Annotated in this window: 21 protein-coding genes and 2 tRNA genes; 10 read left to right on the forward strand and 13 right to left on the reverse strand. The window is 68.9% G+C overall.

Annotated elements, in window-relative coordinates; genetic code table 11:
- Positions 1–24: 24 nt before the first annotated feature.
- Positions 25–2,841 (reverse strand): DNA polymerase I, encoded by a 2,817-nt coding sequence (gene polA, locus AC07Q9_RS02705; RefSeq protein WP_495307201.1) that lies wholly within the window; start codon positions 2,839–2,841, stop codon positions 25–27.
- A gap of 97 nt (positions 2,842–2,938) precedes the next feature.
- On the opposite strand from polA, the gene AC07Q9_RS02710 reads away from it, so the two are divergent.
- The 3 genes from AC07Q9_RS02710 (at position 2,939) to AC07Q9_RS02720 (ending at position 5,275) form a co-directional block, all read left to right on the forward strand.
- A complete protein-coding gene (locus tag AC07Q9_RS02710) occupies positions 2,939–3,313 on the forward strand; it encodes a hypothetical protein (protein ID WP_495307202.1) in 375 nt (124 codons plus the stop codon).
- 73 nt (positions 3,314–3,386) lie between these two features.
- On the forward strand, positions 3,387–4,436 hold the full coding sequence (locus tag AC07Q9_RS02715) for a homoserine kinase (protein WP_495307204.1): 1,050 nt from the start codon (positions 3,387–3,389) through the stop codon (positions 4,434–4,436).
- Between the two features lie 8 nt (positions 4,437–4,444).
- Entirely contained in the window at positions 4,445–5,275 is an 831-nt protein-coding gene (locus tag AC07Q9_RS02720) for a BPSS1780 family membrane protein (RefSeq protein WP_489062356.1), read from the forward strand.
- Positions 5,276–5,281: 6 nt separating this feature from the next.
- On the opposite strand, the gene AC07Q9_RS02725 is transcribed toward AC07Q9_RS02720, so the two are convergent.
- The 3 genes from AC07Q9_RS02725 to AC07Q9_RS02735 all read right to left on the reverse strand — a co-directional run bounded on the left by AC07Q9_RS02725 (position 5,282) and on the right by AC07Q9_RS02735 (position 13,165).
- Positions 5,282–6,769, reverse strand: a complete 1,488-nt coding sequence (locus tag AC07Q9_RS02725) for a DUF3999 domain-containing protein (RefSeq protein ID WP_495307206.1) — start codon at positions 6,767–6,769, stop codon at positions 5,282–5,284.
- Complete coding sequence (locus AC07Q9_RS02730; protein WP_495307208.1) at positions 6,766–10,599, reverse strand: DUF2339 domain-containing protein; 3,834 nt, start codon at positions 10,597–10,599, stop codon at positions 6,766–6,768. Before AC07Q9_RS02730 ends, AC07Q9_RS02725 begins: the two co-directional genes overlap by 4 nt.
- Positions 10,600–10,708: 109 nt before the next feature.
- Positions 10,709–13,165 carry a UvrD-helicase domain-containing protein gene (locus AC07Q9_RS02735; RefSeq protein WP_495307210.1) on the reverse strand — a complete coding sequence of 819 codons (2,457 nt, stop codon included), beginning with the start codon at positions 13,163–13,165 and terminating at the stop codon, positions 10,709–10,711.
- 199 nt (positions 13,166–13,364) lie between these two features.
- On the opposite strand from AC07Q9_RS02735, the gene AC07Q9_RS02740 reads away from it, so the two are divergent.
- Positions 13,365–14,018 carry an OmpW/AlkL family protein gene (locus AC07Q9_RS02740; protein ID WP_495307211.1) on the forward strand — a complete coding sequence of 218 codons (654 nt, stop codon included), beginning with the start codon at positions 13,365–13,367 and terminating at the stop codon, positions 14,016–14,018.
- Positions 14,019–14,238: 220 nt separating this feature from the next.
- On the forward strand, positions 14,239–15,216 hold the full coding sequence (locus AC07Q9_RS02745) for a GMP reductase (protein ID WP_495307213.1): 978 nt from the start codon (positions 14,239–14,241) through the stop codon (positions 15,214–15,216).
- 36 nt (positions 15,217–15,252) lie between these two features.
- Here AC07Q9_RS02745 and AC07Q9_RS02750 read toward each other — a convergent pair whose 3' ends face one another.
- On the reverse strand, positions 15,253–16,119 hold the full coding sequence (locus AC07Q9_RS02750) for an alpha/beta hydrolase (RefSeq protein ID WP_495307214.1): 867 nt from the start codon (positions 16,117–16,119) through the stop codon (positions 15,253–15,255).
- A gap of 88 nt (positions 16,120–16,207) precedes the next feature.
- Between AC07Q9_RS02750 and AC07Q9_RS02755 the strand changes: the two genes are divergently transcribed.
- Positions 16,208–16,283, forward strand: a tRNA-Ala gene (locus AC07Q9_RS02755).
- A 75-nt stretch (positions 16,284–16,358) separates the two neighbouring features.
- Here the strand turns inward: AC07Q9_RS02755 and AC07Q9_RS02760 are convergent.
- Positions 16,359–17,066, reverse strand: coding sequence for an SDR family NAD(P)-dependent oxidoreductase (locus tag AC07Q9_RS02760; protein ID WP_495307215.1), 708 nt, complete (start codon positions 17,064–17,066; stop codon positions 16,359–16,361).
- Between the two features lie 150 nt (positions 17,067–17,216).
- Between AC07Q9_RS02760 and AC07Q9_RS02765 the strand changes: the two genes are divergently transcribed.
- Positions 17,217–17,292, forward strand: a tRNA-Lys gene (locus AC07Q9_RS02765).
- A gap of 124 nt (positions 17,293–17,416) precedes the next feature.
- A complete protein-coding gene (locus tag AC07Q9_RS02770; protein WP_495307217.1) occupies positions 17,417–17,701 on the forward strand; it encodes a hypothetical protein in 285 nt (94 codons plus the stop codon).
- Positions 17,702–17,706: 5 nt separating this feature from the next.
- On the opposite strand, the gene AC07Q9_RS02775 is transcribed toward AC07Q9_RS02770, so the two are convergent.
- Positions 17,707–18,708: an alpha/beta hydrolase gene (locus tag AC07Q9_RS02775; protein ID WP_495307219.1), complete on the reverse strand. Its 1,002-nt coding sequence runs from the start codon at positions 18,706–18,708 to the stop codon at positions 17,707–17,709.
- A gap of 152 nt (positions 18,709–18,860) precedes the next feature.
- On the opposite strand from AC07Q9_RS02775, the gene AC07Q9_RS02780 reads away from it, so the two are divergent.
- Positions 18,861–19,847, forward strand: coding sequence for a DUF2272 domain-containing protein (locus AC07Q9_RS02780; protein WP_495307220.1), 987 nt, complete (start codon positions 18,861–18,863; stop codon positions 19,845–19,847).
- Positions 19,848–19,893: 46 nt separating this feature from the next.
- Here AC07Q9_RS02780 and AC07Q9_RS02785 read toward each other — a convergent pair whose 3' ends face one another.
- The 6 genes from AC07Q9_RS02785 to AC07Q9_RS02810 form a co-directional block, all read right to left on the reverse strand.
- A complete protein-coding gene (locus tag AC07Q9_RS02785) occupies positions 19,894–20,148 on the reverse strand; it encodes a DUF3297 family protein (RefSeq protein WP_099795789.1) in 255 nt (84 codons plus the stop codon).
- Positions 20,149–20,212: 64 nt separating this feature from the next.
- Positions 20,213–20,677 carry a ribonuclease HI family protein gene (locus AC07Q9_RS02790; protein WP_495307222.1) on the reverse strand — a complete coding sequence of 155 codons (465 nt, stop codon included), beginning with the start codon at positions 20,675–20,677 and terminating at the stop codon, positions 20,213–20,215.
- A 29-nt stretch (positions 20,678–20,706) separates the two neighbouring features.
- On the reverse strand, positions 20,707–21,177 hold the full coding sequence (locus AC07Q9_RS02795) for a DUF4124 domain-containing protein (protein ID WP_495307224.1): 471 nt from the start codon (positions 21,175–21,177) through the stop codon (positions 20,707–20,709).
- A gap of 61 nt (positions 21,178–21,238) precedes the next feature.
- Positions 21,239–22,042, reverse strand: a complete 804-nt coding sequence (locus tag AC07Q9_RS02800) for a DUF1295 domain-containing protein (RefSeq protein ID WP_495307225.1) — start codon at positions 22,040–22,042, stop codon at positions 21,239–21,241.
- Positions 22,039–23,085, reverse strand: a complete 1,047-nt coding sequence (locus AC07Q9_RS02805) for an SAM-dependent methyltransferase (protein ID WP_492677746.1) — start codon at positions 23,083–23,085, stop codon at positions 22,039–22,041. Before AC07Q9_RS02805 ends, AC07Q9_RS02800 begins: the two co-directional genes overlap by 4 nt.
- A 116-nt stretch (positions 23,086–23,201) precedes the next feature.
- The gene (locus AC07Q9_RS02810; RefSeq protein ID WP_495307228.1) at positions 23,202–24,170 is read right to left on the reverse strand and encodes a LysR family transcriptional regulator; all 969 of its coding nucleotides are present in this window, start codon (positions 24,168–24,170) and stop codon (positions 23,202–23,204) included.
- A 108-nt stretch (positions 24,171–24,278) separates the two neighbouring features.
- Here AC07Q9_RS02810 and AC07Q9_RS02815 point away from each other — a divergent pair, with 108 nt between their 5' ends.
- A complete protein-coding gene (locus AC07Q9_RS02815) occupies positions 24,279–25,355 on the forward strand; it encodes an aromatic ring-hydroxylating dioxygenase subunit alpha (protein WP_495307230.1) in 1,077 nt (358 codons plus the stop codon).
- Positions 25,356–25,357 lie beyond the last annotated feature (2 nt).

Consider the following 25,357-nt stretch of genomic DNA (forward strand, 5'->3'; position numbering starts at 1 on the left):
CGTGCGAACGTGGATCAGCGGGGATCAGTGGGCCTTGTCCCAGTTGGGACCGACGCCGATCTCGGCGAGCAGCGGCACCTTGAGCGCAGCCACGCCGGCCATCAGGCGCGGGATTTCGGTGCGCACCCATTCGATCTCGGCCTCGGGCACTTCGAACACCAGTTCGTCGTGCACCTGCATGATCATCTTGGTGGCGCGCTTTTCTTCGTCAAGCACGTTCTGTACCTTGACCATGCTGAGCTTGATGAGGTCGGCCGCCGTGCCCTGCATCGGCGCGTTGATGGCCTGGCGCTCGGCCGCCTTCTTGCGGGGGCCGTTGCCGCCGTTGATCTCGCTCAGGTAGAGGCGCCGGCCGAACACGGTCTCGACGTAGGTGTGCTCGCGCGCGAACTCCACGATCTGGTCCATGTAGGTCTTCACGCCCGGGTAACGCGCAAAGTAGCGCTCGATGTACGAGGCCGCGGCCTTGGTCTCGATGCCCAGGTTCTTCGCCAGGCCGAAGCTGCTCATGCCGTAGATCAGGCCGAAGTTGATGACCTTGGCATAGCGGCGCTGCTCGCTGGACACCTGGTCGGGCGTGGTGCCGAACACCTCGGCGGCCGTGGCGCGGTGCACGTCGACGCCGTCGGTGAAGGCGCGCAGCAGCGACTCGTCGCCGCTGATGTGGGCCATGATGCGCAGCTCGATCTGCGAGTAGTCGGCGCTGGCGATCACGCTGCCGGCCGGTGCCACGAAGGCCTCGCGCACGCGCCGGCCTTCGGGCGTGCGGATCGGGATGTTCTGCAGGTTCGGGTCGTTGCTGCTCAGGCGGCCCGTGACGGCCACGGCCTGCGCATAGTGCGTGTGCACGCGGCCGGTGCGCGGGTTGGCCAGCTGGCCGAGCTTGTCAGTGTAGGTGCCCTTGAGCTTCGAGAGGCCACGGTGCTCGAGGATCTTGGCGGGCAGCGGGTAGTCTTCCGCCAGCTTCTCGAGCACTTCTTCGTCGGTGCTGGGCGCGCCGCTCGGCGTCTTCTTGACCACGGGCAGGCCCAGCTTGGTGAAGAAGATTTCGCCGATCTGCTTGGGCGAGCCGAGGTTGAAGGGCTGGCCCGCGATGTCGTAGGCCTCCTGCTCCAGCGCCATGATGCGCGTGCCCAGGTCGTGGCTCTGCGCGGCCAGCGTGGGCGCGTCGATCAGCACGCCGTTGCGTTCGATGCGGTACAGCGCCTCGCTCGAATCCATTTCGAGCTGGTAGATGTAGGCCAGCTTTTCTTCCTTCTGCAGCAGGGGCCACAGCGTGCGATGCACGTCGAGCGTCTGGTCGCTGTCTTCGCACGAGTATTCGGCGGCCTTGGCGATGTCGACCTGGCTGAACGAAATCTGGTGCGCGCCCTTGCCGCACAGGTCTTCGTAGGAGATGCCGCTGCGTCCCAGGTGGCGCTCGGCCAGGCTGGAGAGGCCGTGCGGCTTGTTCACTTCGAGCACGTAGCTTTGCAGCATGGTGTCGTGCGCGTAGCCCTGCACCTCGATGCCGTGGTTGGCGAACACGTGGCGGTCGTACTTGATGTGCTGGCCGAGCTTTTTCTTGTCGGCGTTCTCGAGCCAGGGCTTGAGCTTGGCAAGCACCTCGTCGATCGGCAGCTGCGCGGGCGCGTCGGGGTAGTTGTGCGTGAGCGGAATGTAGGCCGCTTCGCCCGGCGTGACGCTGAAGCTGATGCCCACGATCTGCGCGACCATTTCGTCCAGCGAGGTGGTCTCGGTGTCGATGGCCGTGAGTTCAGCGGCCTCGAGCTTGGCGAGCCAGGCGTCGAACTGCGCCCACTCCATGATGGTGTCGTACTTGAGGTTGCTCGCGGGCGCGGCGGCCTCTTGCGCTTCCAGCTCGGAAGGCTCGTCGAACAGGCCGCCCTGGTCGCGGTCGGCCTTGGCGGCGGCCTTCTTCTTGGCGTTCTCTTCGATCAGCTCGGGCGGCACTTCCTGTGCTTCGAGCGACTTCACCAGGCTCTTGAAGCCGAACTTCTCGTAGAAGGGCTTCAGCTCGGCGGTCTGCGGCGCGCCGACCGGCAGGCCTTCGAGCGAGGGCAGGCCTTCGACATGGCCGTTCAGGTCGCAGTCGGTACGGATGGTGACGAGGCGTTTGCTCAGCGGCAGCTTGTCGAGCGCCTGGCGCAGGTTCTCGCCGGCGGCGCCCTTCACTTCGGCGGCGCGTTCGACCAGCGCATCGAGCGAGCCGTATTCGAGCAGCCATTTCGCGGCCGTCTTGGGGCCGACCTTCGGCACGCCGGGCACGTTGTCGACCGTGTCGCCGATGAGCGTCTGGTAGTCGACCATGAGGCTGGGCGGCACGCCGAACTCGGCCGTCACGCCGGCGATGTCGCGTTTCTTGCCGTTCATCGTGTCGATGATGGTGATGTGCTCGTCGACCAGCTGGCTCAGGTCCTTGTCGCCGCTGGACACGATCACCTCGACGCCCTGCGCGGCCGCCACCTTGGCGAGCGTGCCGATCACGTCGTCGGCCTCGACCTCGGGCACGGTGATCACCGGCCAGCCGAGCAGCTTGACCACTTCGTGGATGGGGTCGATCTGGCTGCGCAGGTCGTCGGGCATCGGCGAGCGGTTGGCCTTGTACTCGGGGTACCAGTCGTCGCGGAAGGTCTTGCCGGGGGCGTCGAAGATGCAGGCCGCGTAGTCGGCGCGCACCTCGCGGCGCAGCGCGGTCATCATGTTGATCATGCCCCGGATCGCCCCCGTGGCCGGGCTCTTCGGGTCGCCGGGCACGGCGCGCAGATCGGGCATCGCGTGGAAGGCCCGGTACAGGTAGCTCGAGCCATCGACGAGCAGCAGCGTTTTCTTGTCGGTCATCGGGGCATTTTGCCGTGCCCGGACCGGCATCCCGAACGACACCAGGGTCGGCTGGCGGCCGACACGCCGCCAGCGGGTGCACGCCTACAATCTGCGCATGCCTAGCTCCCCACTCCTGGTCGCCCGCCGCATCCTGCTGGCGCTGGCTTTCGCCACCCCCTTTGCCGCGCTTGCGCAGGCGCCGGCCGCGCCCGCCGCCCAGCCGGCACCGGCGGAACCGCTACAAAATCAGGAGCAGACCGACGGCCGGCGCAACCAGAAGGTCGAGCACCTCCACACGGAAGACAGCGGCGCCTCGGTCGACGAGGTGCGCTACGGTGGCCGCACGCAGAGCATCAACGTCAAGCCCAAGTCGAACATGCCCGGTTACGAAGTGCTGCCCAACGACGGCGGCAGCGCCCGCCCCGGTGCCAGCGGCGACGCGAACAGCGGCGGCAACGGCCCGCGTGTCTGGAACGTGCTGAAGTTCTGACCGTGACGTCGTCGTTCTCCTTCCCGCCCTCCCTCTTTTCTCCCGCAGCCGCCGTCCGGCGCTGAGCATCGCCATGGCAGTTTTTACCGAAGTCCAGTTCGGCGAGGCAGACGCGCTCGTCCAGCGCCTTGGCATGGGCGCCCTGCGCGAGCTGCGCGGCATCGAGGGCGGCATCGAGAACACCAACTACTTCGCGACCACCGAGTCGGGCGAGTTCGTGCTGACGCTGTTCGAGCGCCTGAGCGCCGAGCAGCTGCCGTACTACCTTTGCCTGATGAAGCACCTGGCCGGTGCCGGTCTGCCGGTGCCCGCGCCCGTGGCCGACCCGGCCGTGGCGCCGCCGACCGGCCATGCGCTGTCGATTCCCGCGCAGGCACCCTGCGAGCTGCTGCACCGCGTGGCCGGCAAGCCCGCGGCGCTGGTGCAGAAGCTCTCGGGCCGCAGCGAGCTGACCCCCACGGCCGCCCACTGCGCCGAACTGGGCGCCATGCTGGCCCGCATGCACCTGGCCGGGCGCGACTACCCGCGCATCCAGCCCAACCTGCGCGGCCTGCCCTGGTGGAACGAGACCGCCCCGGTGGTGCTGCCCCACATGGACGAGGCGCAGTCGGCGCTGCTGCGCGCCGAGCTGGCCTACCAGAACCACGTCGCCGAATCGTCGGCCTACGCGGCGCTGCCGCGCGGCCCGGTGCATGCCGACATGTTCCGCGACAACGTGATGTTCGCGACCGACGGCGGGCCCGATGCGCCGCCGCGCCTCACCGGCGTGTTCGACTTCTACTTCGCCGGCACCGACACCTGGCTGTTCGACCTGGCCGTGTGCCTGAACGACTGGGCCATCGACCTGGCCAGCGGCCGGCACGACGCCGCCCGCGCCGACGCCCTGCTCGCCGCCTACGAAGGCGTGCGCGCGCTGAACGCCTCCGAGCGCGCCCTGCTGCCCGCGATGCTGCGCGCCGCCGCGCTGCGCTTCTGGATCTCGCGCCTGTGGGACTTCCACCTGCCACGCGAGGCCAGCATGCTCAAGCCCCACGACCCGACGCACTTCGAGCGCGTGCTGCGCGAGCGCGCCACCCACCCGCACGCCATCGCCCACGTCTTGGAGCCGGCGCTGGCCGTCTGACCGTACACATGAAACTCCACCTCGTGCCGGCGCGCACCGGCTTCGACTGGGTCCGCCTCGGACTCAAGACCTTCTGGCGCCAGCCGCTGGCCTTCATCTCGCTGTTCTTCCTGCTGATGGCGATGATCTCGACGGTGTCGATGCTGCCGCTGCTCGGCAGCGTGCTCGCGCCGATCCTGCTGCCCTTCATGACGCTGGGCCTCATGGTCGCGACCTCGGTGGCCGCGACCGACAACGCCGACGGCCTGGGCAACGCGGGCGACCAGGGCCGCCCCACGGGCTCGGCCATGTTCATCGCGGTGTTCGACGCCATGCGCACCGAATGGCGCGCCCTGGTCACGCTGGGCGTGATCTCGGCCGTGTACTTCGTGCTGGCCGTCACGCTGACGGCGCTGGTCGACGGCGGCCAGCTCATGCGCGCCTACCTGCTCGACGAAGCGGTGACGCCCGAGGTCATGAAGAGCAGCGAGTTCCTCACCGCACGCACGCTGCTGATGTGCCTGAACCTGCCGCTGTCGCTGGCCATGTGGCATGCGCCGGCGCTGGTGCACTGGCACCGCGTGGAGCCGGTGAAGAGCATCTTCTTCAGCATCGTCGCGCTGTTCCGCAACTTCGGCGCCTACGCGCTGTTCGGCCTGGCGTGGTTCGGCGTGTTCATGCTCGCGGGCATCGCCATCGGCCTGCTCGCCACCGTGCTGATCGGCGTCGGCGCCATGGGCTCCGACGGCGCGGCGCTGGCGATCGGCAACATCCTGATGATCGGCACCGCGCTGGTGCTGGCGGCCATGTCGCTGGCCTCGACCTGGTTCACCTTCCGCGACAGCTTCGACGCGAACTGAGTCCGGTCAGTCGGTTCCAGCCCTGTCCTTGCGCAGGCTCGCGAACAGCGACCACGCCATGCCTGCGAGCAACAGCAGGCCCACGCCCAGCGCCCCCCAGAGCCACCACTTGCGCGACGGATCGTGCAGTGCCGTCTTGGGAACGGGTGCGAGCGCGGCGGCTGCGACAGCGGCCTCGACCGCCGCCACCGGCAGCGTGACCGAAGCGCCGTCCGCCACGACGGGCTTGTCCGCCGCGTAACCCGGGATCAGCGTGGACAGCGCGAGCGGCGCACCCGGCACGGCCCCCCGGACCGCGCCCGTCTCGGGTGCCGCACGCCATGCGAGCGAGAACGGCGCGCCGCCCTGCGCGAGAAACACCAGCGTGCGCGGCGTGGCCCCCACGGCAATCGTCGGTGGCGTGGCGCCGAGCACGCTCACCGGACCGGAGGTGCGCAGGCGCAGGCGCGAATACACGGCGCCGTCGAGCGCCAGCACCGGCGAGCGGGCCTCGCCGCCGGCTTGCGCGAGGCGGTACACCACCGTGTCGAGCAGCGGCACCTCGCCCGGGCCCGTGGGCAGCGCGGTCGTTCGGCGCTGCGAATGGCGCAACGCGTAGAGCGGATTGCGCGGCACGAACTGCGTCGACGCCGCCGAAGCCGGCACCGCATCGACCAGGCCCGACACGCCGATCTGCGCCAGCGTGTTGATGTCGGCCAGGTCGACGCGCAGGCTCTGCACCGGCAGGCCGCGCGGCAGCAGGTAGTCGCAGTAATCCTCCGCGCAGCGCTCCGGCTTGAGCGCACCGGACCATTCGATCGGCGCCACCGGCTCGACCTCCTGCACGCTGTCGATCTCCACCTTGGCCAGCGGCGCGCCCTGCTGCGGATCGCTCCAGCGCAGGCGCAGGAAACGCGTGCGCAGGTTGCCCAGCTCGACCGCCATGCGCTCGATGGTCTGGCCGCCATGGGCCAGGCGCACCAGCTGCTCATCGCCGCCGACCGGGCGCCATTGCCGCAGGTCGTCGCTGGCTTCCAGCCGGAAGGCGAACAGGCCACGCGCATCGGGCGCGACCTCGAAACGCGCCTGCAGCAGACTGCCCTTGACCTGGCTCACGTCGATGAGCCACTGCGCCGCGTCGTTCGGCTTGGCGGCGGCCTTGCGGTCCAGCGCCAGCGAGCCGTCGGGACGCACGGTGAAAGCCAGTGCGGTGTCGCCCGCTGCCGTGTTGCCGGGCAACGCGAAGATCGGCACCGCTTGCGACGCCGTGCGCGGCGCTGCCGCCTCGTTGCGCAGCCAGGCGTAGGGCACCGCGTGCTTCGCGGCGTTCTGCACCCGCAGGTCGCTGAGGTCGCCATGGGCGGCACGGCCGTAGATGGCGAGTGGCAGCGTGAGGCGGTGATACGGCCCCGCGCCCTGCAGCGCGATGGGCGCGGAAGTGACCGGCTGCGCCTGTGCAGCGCCTGCCGCGGCCATCAGCGCGACAAGGACAACATGGATCGAACGACCGCTCATGCCGCACCTCCTTCGGTCGGCGCCGCTTCTTCTTCGGTTGGCTCCGCCTCTTCCTTCTTCGGCGGCACCGGCGCGAAGTACCCCACCAGCAGCAGCAGCGCGCCCACGGCAATGAACGACACGATGCGGAACAACCCGCCGCGGTCCGCCAGCTCGACGAAGAACAGCTTCAGCACCACGACGCCAAGCAGCGCAGCGCCCGCGATCCACAACGTGCGCACCCGGCGCCCATGGCCGAGCACCATCGCGACCACACCGCAGATCGCCCAGGTGATCGACAGCGCCGCTTGCGTGAGCCACGAAGCGTAGAGCGCGTCAAAGCGCCATTCCACGCCCGCGTAGTGATGGCAGGTGCGCAGCACCATGCCGGTCAGCAGCGCGAGGCCGGTGAGGCCGACTGCGCCCTTCGCGACCATCGGCTGCACGCGCGCGAACGAGCCCTGCGGCAGCGCGCGCCACCAGAGCACCAGCGCGAACAGTACGAGCCATTGCGCGAGTTCGAGCGGGTTCAGCAGCGGCACATACGGCAGCGGCGCCGCATCGCCGGGGCTCACGGCGTTGGTCACCCACACCCATGCGAGCAGGTACACCGCCACCGGCGTCGCAGCGAACTCCAGGTAGGCGCTGCGGTATTCGCTGAGCGGCCAGCGCTGCAGCAGCACGCGCGAGCGCAGCGCCCACAGCACGAGCGCCGGCACGAGGGCCCAGCCCAGCAGTTGCCAGCTCGACCACTCGGCGCCGATGCGGCCGAGCTGCCACTGGCATTCGCGCGCCGCCAGCAGCAGGAAGAGCCAGAAGCCCGCGACGTGGAACGGCGTCAGCGCCGACGCGTCGAGCCAGCGCTTCTGCGCTCGCAGCAGGCGCAGGTGCCACACGAGCGCCAGCGGCCAGGCGATCCAGCCGAGTGCGCTCGACGGCACGTAGAACAGCGTCGGCCCGCCTGCGATGCCGTAGGCGGCGATCAGGCCGAAGCCGGGCAGCGTGGCGATCGTCGCCTGGCCGAGCTGCGACCAGTTGCGCCGGTGTGCCACGAGCGCAGACAGCACGGAGGTCACGAGCACCACCGCCGTTGCAACTGCGGGCACATGGCTCGCCAGCGCGCGGAGGTTCAGCACCCGGACGCTTTCGTCCAGCATGCCGACCAGCCACCAGCCCAGGCCCCAGACCACCGGCGTCCACAGCACCGCAGGCCATGCGCACCACGCGTTGACCCAGCGCTTGCGCGCCGCGCCGACGACCCCGGTTTCGCGCGGCCGTGCTTCATCGCGCAGCCAGTCGCCGGCCAGCAGCGCCGTGAGGCCCAGCACCACCGGCGTCCAGAAGCCCAGATGCCCGAAGGCGGGACGCAGCGTGCGCATGTCGCCACTCGCCTCCGCCAGCACGATGAAGAGCACCGCCGAGACCGCATGCAGCACGCCGGCGAACGCCGCGAGCGGCAGGTGCGCCATGCGCAGCGCGACCCACAGCACGACGGTGGCGGTCAGCGGCCACAGCAGCGCGGCCTGGGTGAGGCTGATCTGGAACAGCATCGCCAGGTGCAGCAGGCCCACGCCCGCGATCACGCCCACCACATTGCCGAGCGACCACACGGGCTGCACGCCACGCGCCAGTGCCGCGCGGTGCGCCTGCCGCATCGACCAGGCGGCGCTGCCGAGCACGCTGAGCGCAATGAGGCACGCAGCCGCGGCGCCTTGCCAGCCGCTTTCGAGCGCCTGCTTCGCATCGAGCCCGTCGCCTGCGCGATGCAGCGTGGCAATGAAGCCCGCCACCGCCAGCGCCTGCATGCCGAAGCTCACATGGGTGAGTGGCAGCAACGCGAAGCGCACGGCGACGGCGAACGTGGCCGACGCAAGCACGGCCGTCGCAGCCGCAGCCCACGGCGGCGTGAACCACTGCCACAGCAGCAGCGTGAGCGCAGCCATGCCGAGCCACGGCAAGGCGCTGCCGACGATGGCCTCGATGCTGTCGCCCTCGTCGAGCTTGGCGCGGCGCTGCATGGCCCACATCGCGAAAGCACTCACCGCCACCAGCAGCGGGCCGATCACCGAGCCCTGCAGCAGCGGGTGCCCCACCGCCCCATCCGGCTGCGTGGCTTCGAGCAGCTTCCACACGGCGCCCGCGAACACGAGGAACGAGAAGGCGCGCGCATAGACACGCCCCTGCCGCGCACCCAGCCAGTACATGCCGGCCGCCTCGACCGCCCATGCCGCGCCGGTCCACTGCCCTTCGAGGCCGAGCGGAATGGCGAGCGTGCCGAAGATCACGCCGACGATGGCGTAGGCCTCCGCCAGCAGCGCGAGCCCCTTGGGCTGCGTCGCGAACACCAGCCGGGCCATCACGAGATAGAAGGCCGCGAGTGCCATGGCAGAGAACGCGGCGCCGTAGTCCCACGGACGCATCAGCAGGTACTGCATGCCGAACGCGACCATCGGCGTGCCGAAGACGAGCGAGCTGTCGACACGACCCGCGCGGCGCAGCGTGTCCAGCGCGCGCGTGGCCAGCGGCTGCGCGGGCTGCACCGGCGCGTCGAACAGCGTGCGGCGCGCAAAGAACAACCCGATGGCGGTGAACAGCAGGAAGAACACGACGAGGAACGGCTGCACGGTGCCGTACTGGTCGTCGGTGTAGTACTTGTGCGCCCAGCCGGCCGCCAGCGTGAAGGTGCCGACGAAGCCGATCAGGTTCAGCACGCGCCAGGCCTTGAACCACGCGATCAGCACGATGCCCACGTCGAGCACCAGCAGGTAGGTGAAGAGGCCCACCGGCTGGTTCGAGCCGGTCGATGCCAGCACCGGCGCCGCGAAGCCTTCGAGCGCGGCGACGATGGCCAGCAGCGGCGCGTTCTGCAGCACGGCCAGCGCGGCGCTGAGCACCGCCACGCCGAAGAGGAAAGCAAAGCCCACGCTGGCCGGCAGCAGGCCGCTGAGCTTCATGGCCGCGAGCATCGTGAGATAGAAGACGCCGATGCCCGCGCCCTGCAGGATCAGCGCGTAGCCCGCGCGCTTGTGACGCAGCAGCCAGCCCAGCACCAGCAGGCCCGCGCCCACCAGGGCGACCGCGGCGTAGCGCAGCTCGATCGGCACCGTGACGCGTTCGGCCGTGTAGCGCAGCAGGAAAGCCAGGCCGAGGAACAGGATCAGCACGCCGAGCTTCACCAGCATGTTGCCGCCGAAGATCAGGTTGGCGATCGGTGCGGGGAGGCGGTCGCGCAGCGGGACCGGTGGCGGCGGAGGCGGCGGGGGTGGACGGCGGACCAGCGGCGGCACGGTGACCGGTGCAGGGGCCGCGACGGTCTCCGGCGGACGTGGCGCGGCGGGTTTGTCGCCAGTGGGAATGGCGGGTGCGGCCGGCGCTTGTGCAGCGGGCTCCTTGGCAACGACGGCCGGCCGCGGAACCTGCAGGGTCGAGATGCGGGGCCGCGCCATCTCGGCGGCGCGTGCGGTCGCCGGTTGACCCAGCGGCAATGAAGGCGACTCGGCCGACGGCGTGCTGGCCATGGAGGTGGCGAGATCGCCGACCGACGTTGCTGCCGGGGCAACGGTCACCTCGCCCGCGCCCTGCGCAAGCCGGCGTTCGAGCTGGCCGACACGCGCCTCGAGTTCGGTCACCCGCTGCTGCAGCTTCAGCATGCCGTCTGCTGACGGCGTACCGGCAACGCGGCTATCCGACAACGCGCCTTCAGCCTCGGTGCGCTGCGGCTCGTCCTTTTTCTTCTTGCCGAGCAGCTTCTGGAACACGAGCGCGCCGACAAGCGCGAGAAGCAACGCCATGGGCAGCGATTCGAGCATCGCCCCAATGAACAGGCCGGCCATCATGCCTACGAACCACATCCCTGACTCCCCTTGTTTTGGCGAGCCCGGAGTGTACGACTGCTACAGGAGAAAAGACGTTCTAACGCCCGGCCCGTCTTTGCAGTCAGCTACAAATTTTGTAGCAAATTCAAACAGGCGTGAGCTTCGCCACCGACAGCGCCAGCCACTTCACGCCGTGGCGCGCGAACTTCACCTGCGCCCGCGCATCGTCGCCGGTGCCTTCGAGCGCGGTCACCGTGCCCTCGCCGAACTTGTTGTGGAACACCTGCATGCCTGAGCGCAGGCCGTGCGACGGCGCGGTCTTCTGCGGCGGCACGGGCGGGCTGGCGAAGGTGTCCTTGCCGGCGCTGCTGCCGCCACCACCGTAGCGGTTACCGCCGCTTCCACCGCCACCGCCGTAGCCACCGGCACCGCCGCGCGTGCTGCCGTAGCCGCCGCCATAGCCGAAGGCCGAGGGCGCGAAGCCCTGGTTCTTCGGCGTGAGCCACTTGAGCGCGCCTTCCGGCAGCTCGTCGAAGAAGCGGCTCTTGACGTTGTAGCGGGTCTGGCCGTGCAGCATGCGCGTCTGCGAATGGCTCAGGTACAGGCGCTTGCGTGCCCGCGTGATCGCCACGTACATCAGGCGGCGCTCTTCCTCGAGGCTCTCGAAATCGCTCATCGAGTTCTCGTGCGGGAACAGGCCCTCTTCCATGCCGGTGATGAACACGCAGTCGAACTCCAGGCCCTTGGCGGCGTGCACGGTCATGAGCTGCACCGCGTCCTGGCCGGCCTGCGCCTGGTTGTCGCCCGACTCGAGCGCCGCGTGCGTCAGGAAGGCCGCGAGTGGGCTCAGCGTTTCGCCGGTTTCGGCATCGGGTGCCAGCGGCTCGTCGAGCACCGGCCGGCTGGGGTCGAGCCCCTGGCTCGCAGGCGACTGGCGCAGCTCGTCGACCGGCAGCGCCACGGCATCGCGGCCGAAGCCTTCCTGCGTGACGAAGCTTTCGGCCGCGTTCACGAGTTCGTCCAAGTTCTCGAGGCGGTCGGCGCCTTCGCGGTCGGCCTTGTAGTGTTCGACGAGGCCGCTGTGGTCGAGCACCAGCTCGATGATCTCGCGCAGGCTCACGCCCTGGGTCTGCTCGCGCAGCACGTCGATCTTGGCGACGAAGGCCGTGAGGTTCGAGCCGGCCTTGCCGCCGACCGCGCTCACCGCGTCGTGCAGCGAACGCCCGGCGGCGCGCGCCGCGTCCTGCAGGCTTTCGAGCGTGCGCGCACCGATGCCGCGCGGCGGGAAGTTGACGACGCGCAGGAAGCTGGTGTCGTCGTCCTTGTTCTCGAGCAGGCGCAGGTAGGCCAGCGCGTGCTTGATTTCAGCGCGCTCGAAGAAGCGCAGGCCGCCGTACACGCGGTACGGCACCGAGGCGTTGAACAACGCCGTTTCAATCACCCGGCTCTGTGCATTGCTGCGGTAGAGCACGGCCATTTCCTTGCGGTCGAAGCCGTCGCGCGCCAGCTGGCGCATTTCCTCGACCATCCACTGCGCCTCGGCGAGGTCGGTGGGCGACTCGTACACGCGCACCGGTTCGCCCGGCCCCTGCTCGGTGCGCAGGTTCTTGCCCAGGCGCTTCTTGTTGTGGCTGATGAGCTCGTTGGCCGAGTCGAGGATGTTGCTGTAGCTGCGGTAGTTCTGCTCCAGGATGATCTGGTGGCGCACGTCGAACTCGCGCACGAAGTCGGTCATGTTGCCCACGCGCGCGCCGCGGAAGGCGTAGATGCTCTGGTCGTCGTCGCCCACGGCGATCACGCTGTTGTGCTCGCCCGGCGTGAAGTGGCCGCCGGCCGCCGTGTGGCCCGAGAGCATCTTCAGCCACGCGTACTGCAGGCGGTTGGTGTCCTGGAACTCGTCGACCATGATGTGGCGGAAGCGCCGCTGGTAGTGCTCGCGCACCGGGTCGTTGTCGCGCAGCAGTTCGTAGCTGCGCAGCATCAGCTCGCCGAAGTCGACCACGCCTTCGCGCTGGCACTGCTCTTCGTACAGCTGGTACAGCTCGACCTTCTTGCGGTCGTCGTCGCTGCGCGCTTCCATGTCGCCGGGGCGCAGGCCGTCTTCCTTGGCGCCGGCGATGAACCACTGCGTCTGCTTGGCCGGAAAGCGCTCGTCGTCGACGTTGAACTGCTTCATCAGGCGCTTGATGGCCGAGAGCTGGTCTTGCGTGTCGAGGATCTGGAAGGTCGAAGGCAGGTTGGCCAGCTTCCAGTGCGCGCGCAGCAGGCGGTTGCACAAGCCGTGGAAGGTGCCGATCCACATGCCGCGCACGTTCACCGGCAGCATCGAGGTCAGCCGCGTCATCATTTCCTTGGCGGCCTTGTTGGTGAAGGTGACGGCCAGGATGCCGCCGGCGGACACCTGCCCCGTCTGCAGCAGCCACGCGATGCGGGTGGTGAGCACCCGCGTCTTGCCGGAGCCGGCACCGGCAAGGATGAGGGCATTGCCCGCGGGCAGCGTGACGGCAGCAAGCTGCTCGGCGTTGAGGTTGTTCAGCAACGGCGAGGCAGGGCCGCCCGTATCGGCTGCGGACGCGCCGGAAAACAGGTCGTGAGGGAGCATGGGGCCCATTGTAGAAAGCTGCCCCGCCGCAGGCGCCGCCGGGCCCGGTTGCCCCTGCGGGCATGACCTGGATCAAGGCAGGGTCCGCAGGCCTGCGCAGGCCTGCCGCTCTTGCGGCAGATCAAGCGACGTGGTCCCGCCCGGCGGGAGACTGCCTTCCAGTTGCCGGCCCTGCGCGCCGGCCGTCACTGGAGAACCCATGCCCAAGAAATTCGCCCCCGCCTGCCTCGCCGCCCTGCTCGGCGCCATGGTGGCCCTGCCGGCTGCGGCACAGGAAGCCCAAGGCAACTGGCTGGTGCGCGCCCGCGCCGTGTACCTGAAGCCGGCGAACCACTCGGCGCCGGTGGCCGACCTGTCGATTCCGGCCGATGCCATCACGGTCAACAGCAAGACCATCCCCGAGCTGGACGTCACCTACTTCTTCACGCCGAACATCGCCGCCGAGCTGGTGCTGACGGTGCCGCAGAAACAGACGGTCACCGTGCAGCAGAGCGCGCTGGGTGGGCCGGTGGACATCGGCAGCTTCAAGCACCTGCCGCCCTCGCTGATGCTGCAATACCACTTCATGCCCACCGCGAAGATCCGCCCCTACATCGGCGCGGGCCTGAACTACACGCGCCTGAGCAGCGTCAACCTGCAGGTGCCGACGGTCGGCCGCCTGCAGCTGCAGAACGAGAGCTTCGGCTTCGCGCTGGGCGCCGGCGTCGACATCGAGGTGGCGAAGAACACCTACCTCAACCTCGACGTGAAAAAGCTGCGCATCCGCAGCGCCGTGAACATGGCCGGCGTGCAGCTGTCGACCGTGAAGGTCGACCCGTGGCTGTTCGGCGTGGGCATCGGCTACCGGTTCTGACGAAGAACCGCACCACGGTCGTCGGGTATACGCAGCAACCCATAGGGTCAATACGACCCGGCAACTTGCGCATCACCGCCATGGCCGTAAAATCAATCACCGGGCCCAAGTTTCTTGCGTCCGGTTTTTTTTGGCCGTCATTTTCATGACGCGACCACGAGAACCGGCCGGACCAAGCGCTCATTCGTTCCACTCAACGATTCCTTTCTGGAGCCTGGTCATGCAAATCTTCGATTACGACAACATCCTTCTGCTGCCGCGCAAATGCCGCGTGGAAAGCCGCTCGGAATGCGACGCCAGCGTCACGCTGGGCGAGCGCACCTTCCGCCTGCCGGTGGTGCCTGCCAACATGAAAACGGTGGTCGACGAGTCGATCTGCCTGTGGCTCGCGCAGAACGGTTACTTCTACGTGATGCACCGCTTCGACCTGGACAACATCCAGTTCGTGAAGGACATGCAGGGCAAGGGCGTGTTCGCCTCGATCTCGCTGGGCGTGAAGAAGCCCGACTACGACACGGTCGACCAGATGGTCGCCCAGGGCCTCGTGCCCGAATACATCACGATCGACATCGCCCACGGCCATGCCGACAGCGTGAAGAACATGATCGGCTACCTCAAGGCCAAGCTGCCCAGGTCGTTCGTGATCGCCGGCAATGTCGGCACGCCCGAAGCCGTGATCGACCTGGAGAACTGGGGCGCCGACGCGACCAAGGTCGGCATCGGCCCAGGCAAGGTCTGCATCACCAAGCTCAAGACCGGTTTCGGCACGGGCGGCTGGCAGCTGTCGGCGCTCAAGTGGTGCGCGCGCGTGGCCACCAAGCCGATCATTGCCGACGGCGGCATCCGCGACCACGGCGACATCGCCAAGAGCATCCGCTTCGGCGCGTCGATGGTCATGATCGGCTCGCTGTTCGCGGGCCACGAAGAGTCGCCAGGCAAGACGGTCGACGTCGACGGCACGCTCTTCAAGGAGTACTACGGCTCGGCCAGCGACTTCAACAAGGGCGAGTACAAGCACGTCGAAGGCAAGCGCATCCTCGAGCCCATCAAGGGCAAGCTGGCCGACACGCTGGTCGAGATGGAGCAGGACGTGCAGAGCTCGATCAGCTACGCGGGCGGCCGCACGCTGATGGACATCCGCAAGGTCAACTACGTCACGCTGGGCGGCGACAACGCCGGCGAACACCTGCTGATGTGAGTACGACGGGCGGCCTGTCCGCCCGTCTCTTTTCTTTCAGGCCTCGAGCAGTTGCACCGCGTAGCGGTGCAGCGCGTGGGCCGGATCGGCCAGCGCATCGACCACGCCGAAGTGGTCCAGCCCCGGCAGCACCTCGCACACCGGCACGGTGTGTCGACCCCAGGCCTCGCGGATCATCGCGTTGTGGCGCAGGAACTCGGCGCTCTCGTTGCCCCCTACCGCCGCATAGAGCTGGCCGCGCGCCGGCGCAGGCCACAGCGCCGGGCTCGCACGCCGCGCGTCGGCATCGGTGAGCTTCAGCGTGTGCTTGAGGAACGGCGTGCGCTGCAACGGCCGCAGGTCGAACAAGCCCGACACCGACAACGCATTGCGCACGAGTTGCGCGGGCAGGTCGGGCGCCACCGCCTTCCAGTCGCAGGCCAGCAACGCCGCCGCCATGTGGCCGCCGGCCGAATGCCCGGCGACGGTGATGCGCGACGGGTCGCCGCCATGCGCCGCCACGTGGCGCCACGTCCATTCGAGCGCCCGCACCATCTGCAGCAGGATGCTGGGCACCGTCACCGGCTGGTCGACCGGGCCCGGGCACAGCGCGTAGTTGGGCTGCACCACGCAGATGCCGCGGTCGTGGAAGGCGGGGCTGATGAACGAGTGGTCCTTCTTGTCCATGGCGCGCCAGTAGCCGCCGTGGATGAAGACCAGCACCGGCGCATCGGGCACGGGCGCCGGGAAGACGTCGAGCGTTTCGCTCGGGCCGGTGCCGTAGGGCACATCGATGCGGCACGGCAGGGTGTCGCGCGCCGCGGCGGAATCGCGCCCCCAGCGCGCGAAGTACGCGGGGTGGTCCTTCACCCGCGCCAGGTTGTTGTACATGCCTTCCAGCCAGGCGGGATCGTGCGCTTCCATGCGGTGCTTGCTCCTAGTTTTTCCAGCCGGCATCTTGGCACGACAGCGTGCATGGAAAGGCGCAGCTCGATAAAATCCGAGCTGTGTTGGGGGGGTAGCTCAGCTGGGAGAGCGCCGCGTTCGCAATGCGGAGGTCGTGAGTTCGATCCTCATCCTCTCCACCAACCGACCCAGCAAAAAGGCCTTGGCAATCGCCAAGGCCTTTTTCGTTTGCAGCTGTGCGTTGCCGACGGGAAATGTCAGGCGTCGAGCGTCAGATGCTGGCCGTGCAGCGCCGCGGCGCCCGGCGATGCCAGGAAGCCGATGGTCTGCGCCGCGACCGAGGTGGACACCCACTCGGCCGGGTTCGCATCGGGCATCGCCTGGCGGTTGGCCGGCGTGTCGAGCACGCTGGGCGCCACGCTGTTGATGTTCACGCCGTGCGGCGCGGCCTCGGCCGCCATCGACTCCACCAGCCGCTGCAGCGCGCTCTTCGACGCGATGTACGCCGCCATCGCCGGCAGGCCGCGCGCCGCCACCTTGGCCGTCACCGCGATGATGCGGCCCGCGCGGCGCTCGATCATCGAGGGCAGCACGGCCTGCGTCACGGCGACGAACGACCAGGCGTTGAGGTTCATCATCCGGTCCCAGCTCGCGCGCGAGAGCGCGTGCGTCGCCTCGCCCATCTCGAAGCCGCCGGCAATGTGCACCAGCGCATCGACGCGGCCGAAGGCCTGCAGCACCTGGCCGGTGAGCGCGGCCATGTCGGGCGCCGAGGTCACGTCGCCGGCGAGCAGCAGGTGCTGCGAGTTGTCCAGGCCCGGGAAGACTTCGGCCAGGCGACCGGCGTGGTGATCGACCAGCGCGAGCCGCGCGCCCTGGTCAAGAAAGTGCTGGGCCACGGCCCGGCCCAGCGCGCCCGCGGCGCCGGTGATCAGTACATGGGGCGTGTTGCTTGCATCGCTCATCGAAAACTCCTCGGATAGGGGGTGGGGTCGGGCCCCGAAGGTCGCGCATCCTAACGCTCTCGTACAAATGTGCAGAAATTTTTTGAAGTCCCAAAAAGATTGGTATATACTCGTGGTCTTGCCAGAAAACACTAACGGTTTTCAAAGCAAGGGCTCTTAGCTCAGTTGGTAGAGCAGCGGACTCTTAATCCGTAGGTCGAGTGTTCGAGTCACTCAGGGCCCACCAACCAACATCGCGGCAACGCTGGAAAGCCTGCTACCCACAAGGTAGCAGGCTTTTTTCATGGTGCGTTCACTTGTACGTTTGATCGCGCCGACGCGACCTTTCGCAAGCCTCTCCCCGACATCCCGTGAAGAAATCCAAACCTGCGCCATCGCCGACATCCTTCGACCTCAAGCAGCACTGGCATTGGGGCCGCGGCATGCGCCAGTTGCGCATTGCCGACTTCCTGAAAGACGGCCGCCTGCTGGTCCCCGGCGACCTCACGGGCGAAGGCCCGGCCACCGATGACGGCACCGGCGCACTGCGCACTGTAGGCGGCGTCCAGGTCGGCAGCGCCGACTACGCCACCGGCCTGATGTGGGTCGGCCGCAAGCTGCGCGAAGGCGACCTGCCGAGCAAGCCCCAGGGCTGATGCAGCTACGGCGCCGTGACGCGCCGAAGAAACTGCAGCGAGCGCTCCAAGGCAAGCCGCCCCGACGCATCGTCGAGGTTGAACTGGTACTCGTGCGGCAACGCCGGCGTCTGATCGGCGGGGAAGAACAGGCTGTCGACCTGCACGCCCTTCGCGGCCAGCGTCTGCGCCATCGACCGCGACTGCCCTTCGAGCGGATCGCCGTTGCCCGCGGTGATGAACGACGGCGGAAAAGCCCCGGTCACATAACGGCGCACCGACGCGGTCTCGAAGGCCGGCGCATTCTGGAAATCCTTGCTGCCGCTGTACGACCAGAACACGGTCCGAAGGAAGCCGCCGAACGCGCCGTCGAGCTTGGCCTGCGCCGCGTCGTACGCGCCGCAATGCAACAACATGCCGCGCAGCTGCTCGCGTGCGATGACGGGCGTGAGGCCCACGGCTTTCGCGTAGCCCGGCACGGCCCCCGCGTTTGCGACCTGCGCGACGATGTGCGCCCCCGCAGAGTCACCGGCCAGCACGAGCCGCGCCGGGTCCACGCCCAACCTCGCCGCCTCGCGCACGAGATACCCCAGCGCCGTATTCACCTGCCGCACGGGGACTGGATAGCCTTCCCCGGGCGCGATCGAATAGCCGACCGCCACCACGGTGAAGCCCTGCCCCGCCAGCACGCGCGCGTAGTTGGCCACGTCGCGCCGGTGGCCCGAGACCCAGGCGCCGCCGTGCACCCACACGATGGTGGGCAATGGCCGGGTGCCCGCCGAGGCCGGACGGAACACGTCGAGGTAGGCATCCGGGTCGGCTTCGTCGTAGGGCTGGTCCAGCACCGCCGAGATGCCGGGCGGCACATGCTTTTGCAGCGACTGCGATGCGGCGTCCGATCCCTTGCCGAAGGCGTAGCGGATCATCAGCACCGAGGGCCACGGGCTCCACTGGAATGCGGCATAGCCCACGATGGCAAGGCCGGCGATGACACCGAGGGTGCGGAGCAGGATCTTCTTGAGCTTCACCGTGGGGGCGCCTGCACCGGACGACCCGGCGCTTCAGGGTGCGCAGCCCGCATTCTGCTTGGCTTGCTGCGCGAACGCCCCCGCTATGCTCGCCTCACATGCCGCCACCGCCCTCCTCCACTCACAGACAAGCGCCCCGCCACGCCGCGCGCATGCTGTTCGCTGCCCTGGCGTTGACGGCAATGCCGGCCTTCGCAACGGCCGCCGCCGGCTGCCTTGCCACGGCCTCGCACATCCCGCCACCGCCGCGCGCCCTTGCGATGGCGGCGCTGGCCCGGCAGGAACATTCGGCCTTCGGCGGCCAGACGATGGATGCCGAAGGCCGGCTCACCGCGTCCGGCGATTCGGAAGCGGAAGACACGCGCCATGCGCCCGGTGCGCTGCCCGCATGGCAACGCGTGCTGCGCTACTGGCGCGCGGTCGATCCGCCGAACGAACGGCTGCCGTACCTCGTGCGCTTCGGCGCCCTGCGCGCGGCCGACCGCACGCTGTTGACCGAGGCGCTGAACCAGGCGAGCACCGCGCGCCTGCAGGGCCTGGGCGTCGGCCCCGACCAGGGACTGGACACGTCGGACCAGCGCGCCCTCGAGGTGGCCCTGCAACGTGTCGCGGTGATCGACACGCCCTGGTCCGCCGCATTCATCAGCTGGGTCGCACGCGAGGCCGGTCTCGGCGCCGACGAGTTCGTCTTTTCCGAGGCCCACGTCGACTACGCGGGCGCCGCATGGCAGGCCGGCCTCGACGAGGCCGCGGGCCGCGCGACACCACAGGCCCTGCGCGCCTGCGACCTGATGCGCACGCCGCCGCGCCCGGGCGACCTGGTCTGCCAGGCGCGCGGCGCAAGCGGTGCTGCGCTCGACAGTTTCGACAAGATCGGAGAGGTGCTGGCCGGACGCCCCACGGGCGGCGCGCCGTTGCCGATGCACTGCGATGTGGTGGTGAACGTGGACGATGCGGGCTTCGACACCGTGGGTGGCAACGTGCTGCAGTCGGTCACGTGGCGGCGCCTGGCCTTCGCGCCCGGTACGCGGCTGCTGGACCCGAGCTACCTGCCCGAAGGCTGCACGACGGACGGCGTGGCGTGCGTCGATCGCCACATGAGCCGGCAGCCGTGGTCGCTGCTGCTGCAGTGGCGTTGAAAGAAAGAGAAGAGAAGCAGGAACGGCGGCGATGCGCCGCCAGCCATCAATCGCGGTAGTACACCTCGACAGCGCCCTTGAGCTTGATCAGCAGCGGATAGCCCTTGCGGTCCAGCGTGCGGCCGGCGGGCACCTTGATCCAGCCTTCGCTGATGCAGTATTCCTCGACGTCCAGGCGGTCCTTGCCGTTGAAGCGGATGCCGATGGGGTGCTCGAAAATGGCGGGAATGTGGTGCGGGCTGCGCGGATCGGTCGAGAGGTGATCGGGCAATGCGGGCTTGGAGGTGGCTTCTTCGGTCATGGGGAAACGGGTTTCTGAATCGACCCGAATGATAGAACCTGCCGCCCTCCCCGCTTCGCAGCGTCTACCGCCGCTTCTTCCAGGCCTTGGCGGGCGGCTTCGGCCCGAAGCCCAGCGCGGCCCGCGCAAGCGCGTCGGCCTCGGCGTTGCGGTGGCGCGGAATCCATTGCACGTGCGCTTCGTCGAAGCCCTGCAGCAGCGTGCGCGCCTCGTCGAACAGCGGCGCCATGCGCACGATCGGCCGCACGTCGGCCCCGCCGCTCAACTGCTCCACCAGCGTGCTGTTGTCGCTGTAGGCCTGCACGGCCGTGGCGCCGCGCGCCTGCAGTTCGCGCAGTGCGAGCGTCAGCGCCCGCAGCTCGGCTTCGTTGTTGCAGCCCGTGGTGTGCGTGGCCTGCGAGAAGGTGTGGCGGGTGCCGTCGGGTTGGGTGATGACGACGCCGACGCCCATGCGTCCGGGGTTCGGCATGGCACTGCCGTCGCAATGGACGACCCACGGGGGAAGGCGCTCGGGCGCAGCAACGGTCATGAAGAAAAAGGCAAAGGCGACGAACGCGCTCAGCAGTTGCTGCGCTTGATGCCCGCGAGATTGCAAGGCCGCTGGCCGGGCGGCGGCCCGGGGTCGTGCGGTGGACGCGGCGGCCGGGGGTGATACCCGGGGCGCGGCGGGCCGTAGTACGGATCGCCGCCCCAGATGTAGGTCGGTGCCGGATCGACCGCGGGCGCCTCGCCCACCGGGTAGCGCGGAATGATCGCCGGCCCCGAGGGCGTGGGCTGCGATGGCGGTGCGGACGGTGCCGCGTAGTCCGGCCGGCGAGGCTCGGCTTCCTCGCTGGGGGCACGCGGCGGTGCGGGCGGCGGCTCGTCGATCCGCAGCTGCCGCGACTGCCTGGTGCCCGACGGGCAGGTGCCGTCGGTGTAGACGATGCGGCCGTCGGCGTCGGTGCAGCGCACCACCTCCGCCTGCGCGGCCGTTGCGGCCACGACGAGCCAGAGCAATGAAACGGAAAAGAAGGTGGGCGAGCGCATGGAGACGCTCTTTGTAACAGTGCGCGGGCGCGCAAACAAGCAAAAGAAAGAGCGGCGCCGCTCACGCCTTCTGGTCGACGGACCGCCGCCGCGGCCCCGGCACGAAGGCCGGCGTGCGCGCGATGTAGTCGCGGTACGCGGGCCGCCGCTCGCCGATGTCGGCCTCGAGCATCCGCACGCCCGACACGCGCAGCAGCAGCCAGGTCATGAGCACCGGCGACACCGCGCTCCATGCCCCACCCCAGCCCGCGCCGGCCATCGCGATCAGCCACAGCCCCCACCAGACGCAGGCCTCGCCGAAGTAGTTCGGGTGCCGGCTGTGGCGCCAGAGCCCGCGGTCCATCACCTGCCCCCGGTTGGCGGGGTCGGCACGAAAGCGCGCCATCTGCGCATCGGCCACGGCCTCGAAGCCCATGCCGCACAACGCCAGCGCGATGCCCGCCATGTCCAGCCAACCCAGCGACGTGGGCACCGCCGCCATGCCCACGAACAGCGGCGCCGACACGACCCACGCCAGCACCGCCTGCAACCCGAACACGAGGTACAGGCTCTTCCATCCGAAGTGCGGCGCGTTGCGTTCGCGGATCGCCTGGTAGCGGCGGTCTTCGCCGTGGCCCCAGTTGCGCCACGTGATGAACACGCCCAGCCGCAATGCCCACGCCCCCGCGAGCACCGCCATCCACCACCCGCGCGCACCGGTCGACGGCAGCAGCGCCAGGTACACGAAGCCCGCGCCCGCGATGCAGATGGACCACACGCGGTCGACCAGGCTCGCATCGCGCCGCGCCAGGCTGACAAGCCACGTCAGCAGGGCCAGCACAGCGGTCCAGCCGAGCCCCGCAAGCGCGATCTGCAGCGTGCTCATGCGCGACGCGGCTCGAACAGGTAGTGGCTCACCCACCAGCGCTGCCCCTGCTCGAAGCCGAAGAGCTCCGCCACCGACATGAAGAACAGCCGCCAGCGCGTCCACCACAGGCCGGCGTCGGCGCCGTAGGTGGCCTGGAACAGCGGACGCAGCGCCTCGCGCCGCTCGTCCATGTTGCGCAGCCAGGCCTCGGCCGTGCGCTGGTAGTGGTTGCCGGCCCAGCGCCAGCGGCGCAGCAGGCGCAGGTCGTCCTGGCAGTACAGCGCGAGGTCGTCGCTGGGCATCATGCCGCCCGAGAAAAAGTAGCGGCTCATCCAGTCGCTCGCGTCGCGCACCTCGAAGGGGTACGGCGCCTCGCGGTGCGCGAACACGTGCATGAAGAAGCGCCCCTGCGGTCGCAACCAGCGCGCCACGTTGGCAAAGGCCTGCGGCCAGTTGCGCAGGTGCTCGAACATCTCGACCGACACCACGCGGTCGAAGCGCTGGTCGGTGTCGAAGCGGTTGATGTCCTGCGTGAGCACCCGCACGTTGCCCAGCCCGCGCCGAGCCGCCTGCGCCTCGATGTAGGCGCGCTGCGACTGCGAATTCGACAGCGCCGTGATCCGGCTTCCCGGGTAGCGCTCGGCCATCCACAACGTGAGCGAGCCCCAGCCGCAGCCCAGCTCCAGCACGTCCTGCCCGTTGGCCAGCCCGGCGCGCTCGCAGGTCGCGGCCAGTGCGGCGGCCTCGGCCTCTTCGAGCGTGCGCGTGCCCTCGGGCCAGTAGCAGCTGCTGTACTTGCGGTGCTGGCCCAGCACCTCGCCGAAGAAGGCGGCCGGCACCTCGTAGTGCTGTTCGTTGGCCTTCTCGGGCAGCGGCGCCAGGTGCGCCGCGCCCATGCCGGCAACGAAGTCCTGCGTCAGCTCGGCCGCTGCCAGCGCGTTGCCGGCGTGCAGCTCGGTCAGCCGCTCGCGCAGCAGGCGGCGGATGCCCCGGCGCACCACGGCGTCGGGCACCAGGCCCCGTTCGACCCAGCGGATGGCGAATGCGATGTCCTGCGGCATGACGGTGTGCTCCTCGGCAAAGGCACGCCGGGAAGCGTGCCACAGGCACCTGTACGCGGGGAAACTGGTTTTGGATGAGGTTCGCGGTGGAGAAAAAGCCGATGCCGCCGCGAGCGTCAACGCGACGGGGTTCGCACCCTCTTCCTGGCCGGGGGTGCGGCCTGCGTGGTGATGTGCGGGTAGTGCTCGAAGGTATGTTTCATCACATCGCGCAGCCAAACCACGGCCGGGTCGTGATGAAAGCGCGGATGCCAGTGCTGGTTGAGTTGAAACTCGGGCACGGGCACCGGCGGCTCGAAGATGCGCACCGTGCCCATGCGGGCGAAGACCTCCCCCAGCTCGCGCGGCACGGTCGCGAGCAGATCCGGATGCTGGTCCATCAGCAGCGGAACCATCAGGAAATGGGGCGTCGTCACGGCCACGGTGCGGCGGATGCCCTGGTCTTCCAGCACCTTGTCGTAGCTCTCCGCCAGATGGCCGGTGAGCGAGACCACGATGTGCCGCATCGCTTCGAAGCGCTCGCGCGTGAGGGTGGCGCCGATGTCCTTGTTCCGCGTGCTGGCGATGGTCACGATGGGGTGCAGGAACAGGCGCTGATGAAACAGCCCTTCGGGCGCCGCACGGATGGACCCCACCGCCAGGTCGGCCTCGCCCGACGCAAGCAGCCCTTCGACCTGCTCGAGCGGCACCTGCAGCGTGCGCAGCGAGCAGCCGGGCGCCTCCTTCTTGAAGCGCTCGAGCAGCGGGGGCAGGAACACCAGCTCGCCCATGTCGGTCAGGCACAGGGTGAAGATGCGCTGCGCCAGCGCAGGCTCGAAGCGGGCGCCGGCCAGGATCTGCTGGCGCACGGTGGCCATCACCTCGACCACCGCGGCGCGCATGCCCTCGGCCTTGCGCGTGGGTGCCATGCGGCTGCCGACCTTGACGAACAAGGGGTCGTCGAAAAAAGCACGCAGCCGGTTGAGCGCGTGGCTCATCGCGCTCTGCGTCAGCCCGAGGCCTTGCGCGGCCTTGGTGACATTGGCCTCGCGAAACATCGCGTCGAAGACCGCCAGCAGGTTCAGGTCGAGGTTTTCCGCATGCATGCGGCGCATTCTAGGAATGACTGGCATGACGTTGATACATGAGAACCCTCGCCCTACGCTGTGCCCATGCCGTGACCCGAACGCGGCGAACAACAAAGGAGACGCCCCATGTTCATCAAAAACACCTGGTACGTGGCTGCCTGGGACAACGAGCTCACGCCGCAGGGCCTGTTCGCCCGCACCATCATCGGCGTGCCCGTTCTCATGTACCGCAAGGACGACGGCGAGATCGTCGCCATGGAAGACCGCTGCTGCCACCGCGGCGCCCCCCTGTCGGTGGGGCGGCGGGAAGGCAACTGCGTGCGCTGCATGTACCACGGCCTGAAGTTCGACGCCTCGGGCCAGTGCATCGAGGCGCCGGCCCAGAAGCGCATTCCCATCCAGGCCCGAGTGCGCACCTTTCCCGTGGTGCAGCGCCACCGCTGGGTCTGGATCTGGATGGGCGCCCCCGACAAGGCCGACCCGGCGCTGATTCCCGACACGCCCTGGCTGGACGACCCGCACTGGCGCAGCCTGGACGGCTACATCCACTACGACGTCAACTACCTGCTGATCTGCGACAACCTGCTGGACTTTTCCCACCTGCCCTTCGTGCACCCGACCACGCTGGGCGGCAGTGCGGACTACGCCGCCGCCCAGCCCAAGGTCGAACGCATCGACCACGGCGTGCGCATCACCCGCTGGGCCCTCGACACCGAGCCGCCGCCGTTCGCCCAGGCGGTGAAGGACTGGGGCAGCAGGGTCGACCGGTGGAACATCTACAACTTCACCCTCCCCGCCATCCTGCTGATGGACTCCGGCATGGCGCCCACCGGCCAAGGCGCCGCCGAAGGCAATCGCGAAGGCGCGATCGAGTTTCGCGGCTGCCAGGCCATCACGCCCGAGACGGAAAACTCCACCCACTACTTCTTCGCGCATCCCCACAACTTCGCCATCGACCAACCCGAAGTCACGCACTCGATCCACCAGGCCGTGGTGGACGCCTTCGACGAAGACCGCGACATCATCACCGCGCAGCAACAGAGCCTGGCGCTGGCGCCCGGCTTCAAGATGATGGCCTTCGGCATCGACGCCGCGCTGAACCAGTTCCGCTGGATAGTCTCGCGCCGGCTGGAAGAAGAAGCGCTCGAAGAAGCTGCGGGCCGCCCCGCCGCCACAGCAGCGCCCGAACCCGCCCGGGCCTGAGC

The sequence above is a fragment of the Variovorax sp. GW821-FHT09A10 genome (assembly GCF_059418385.1).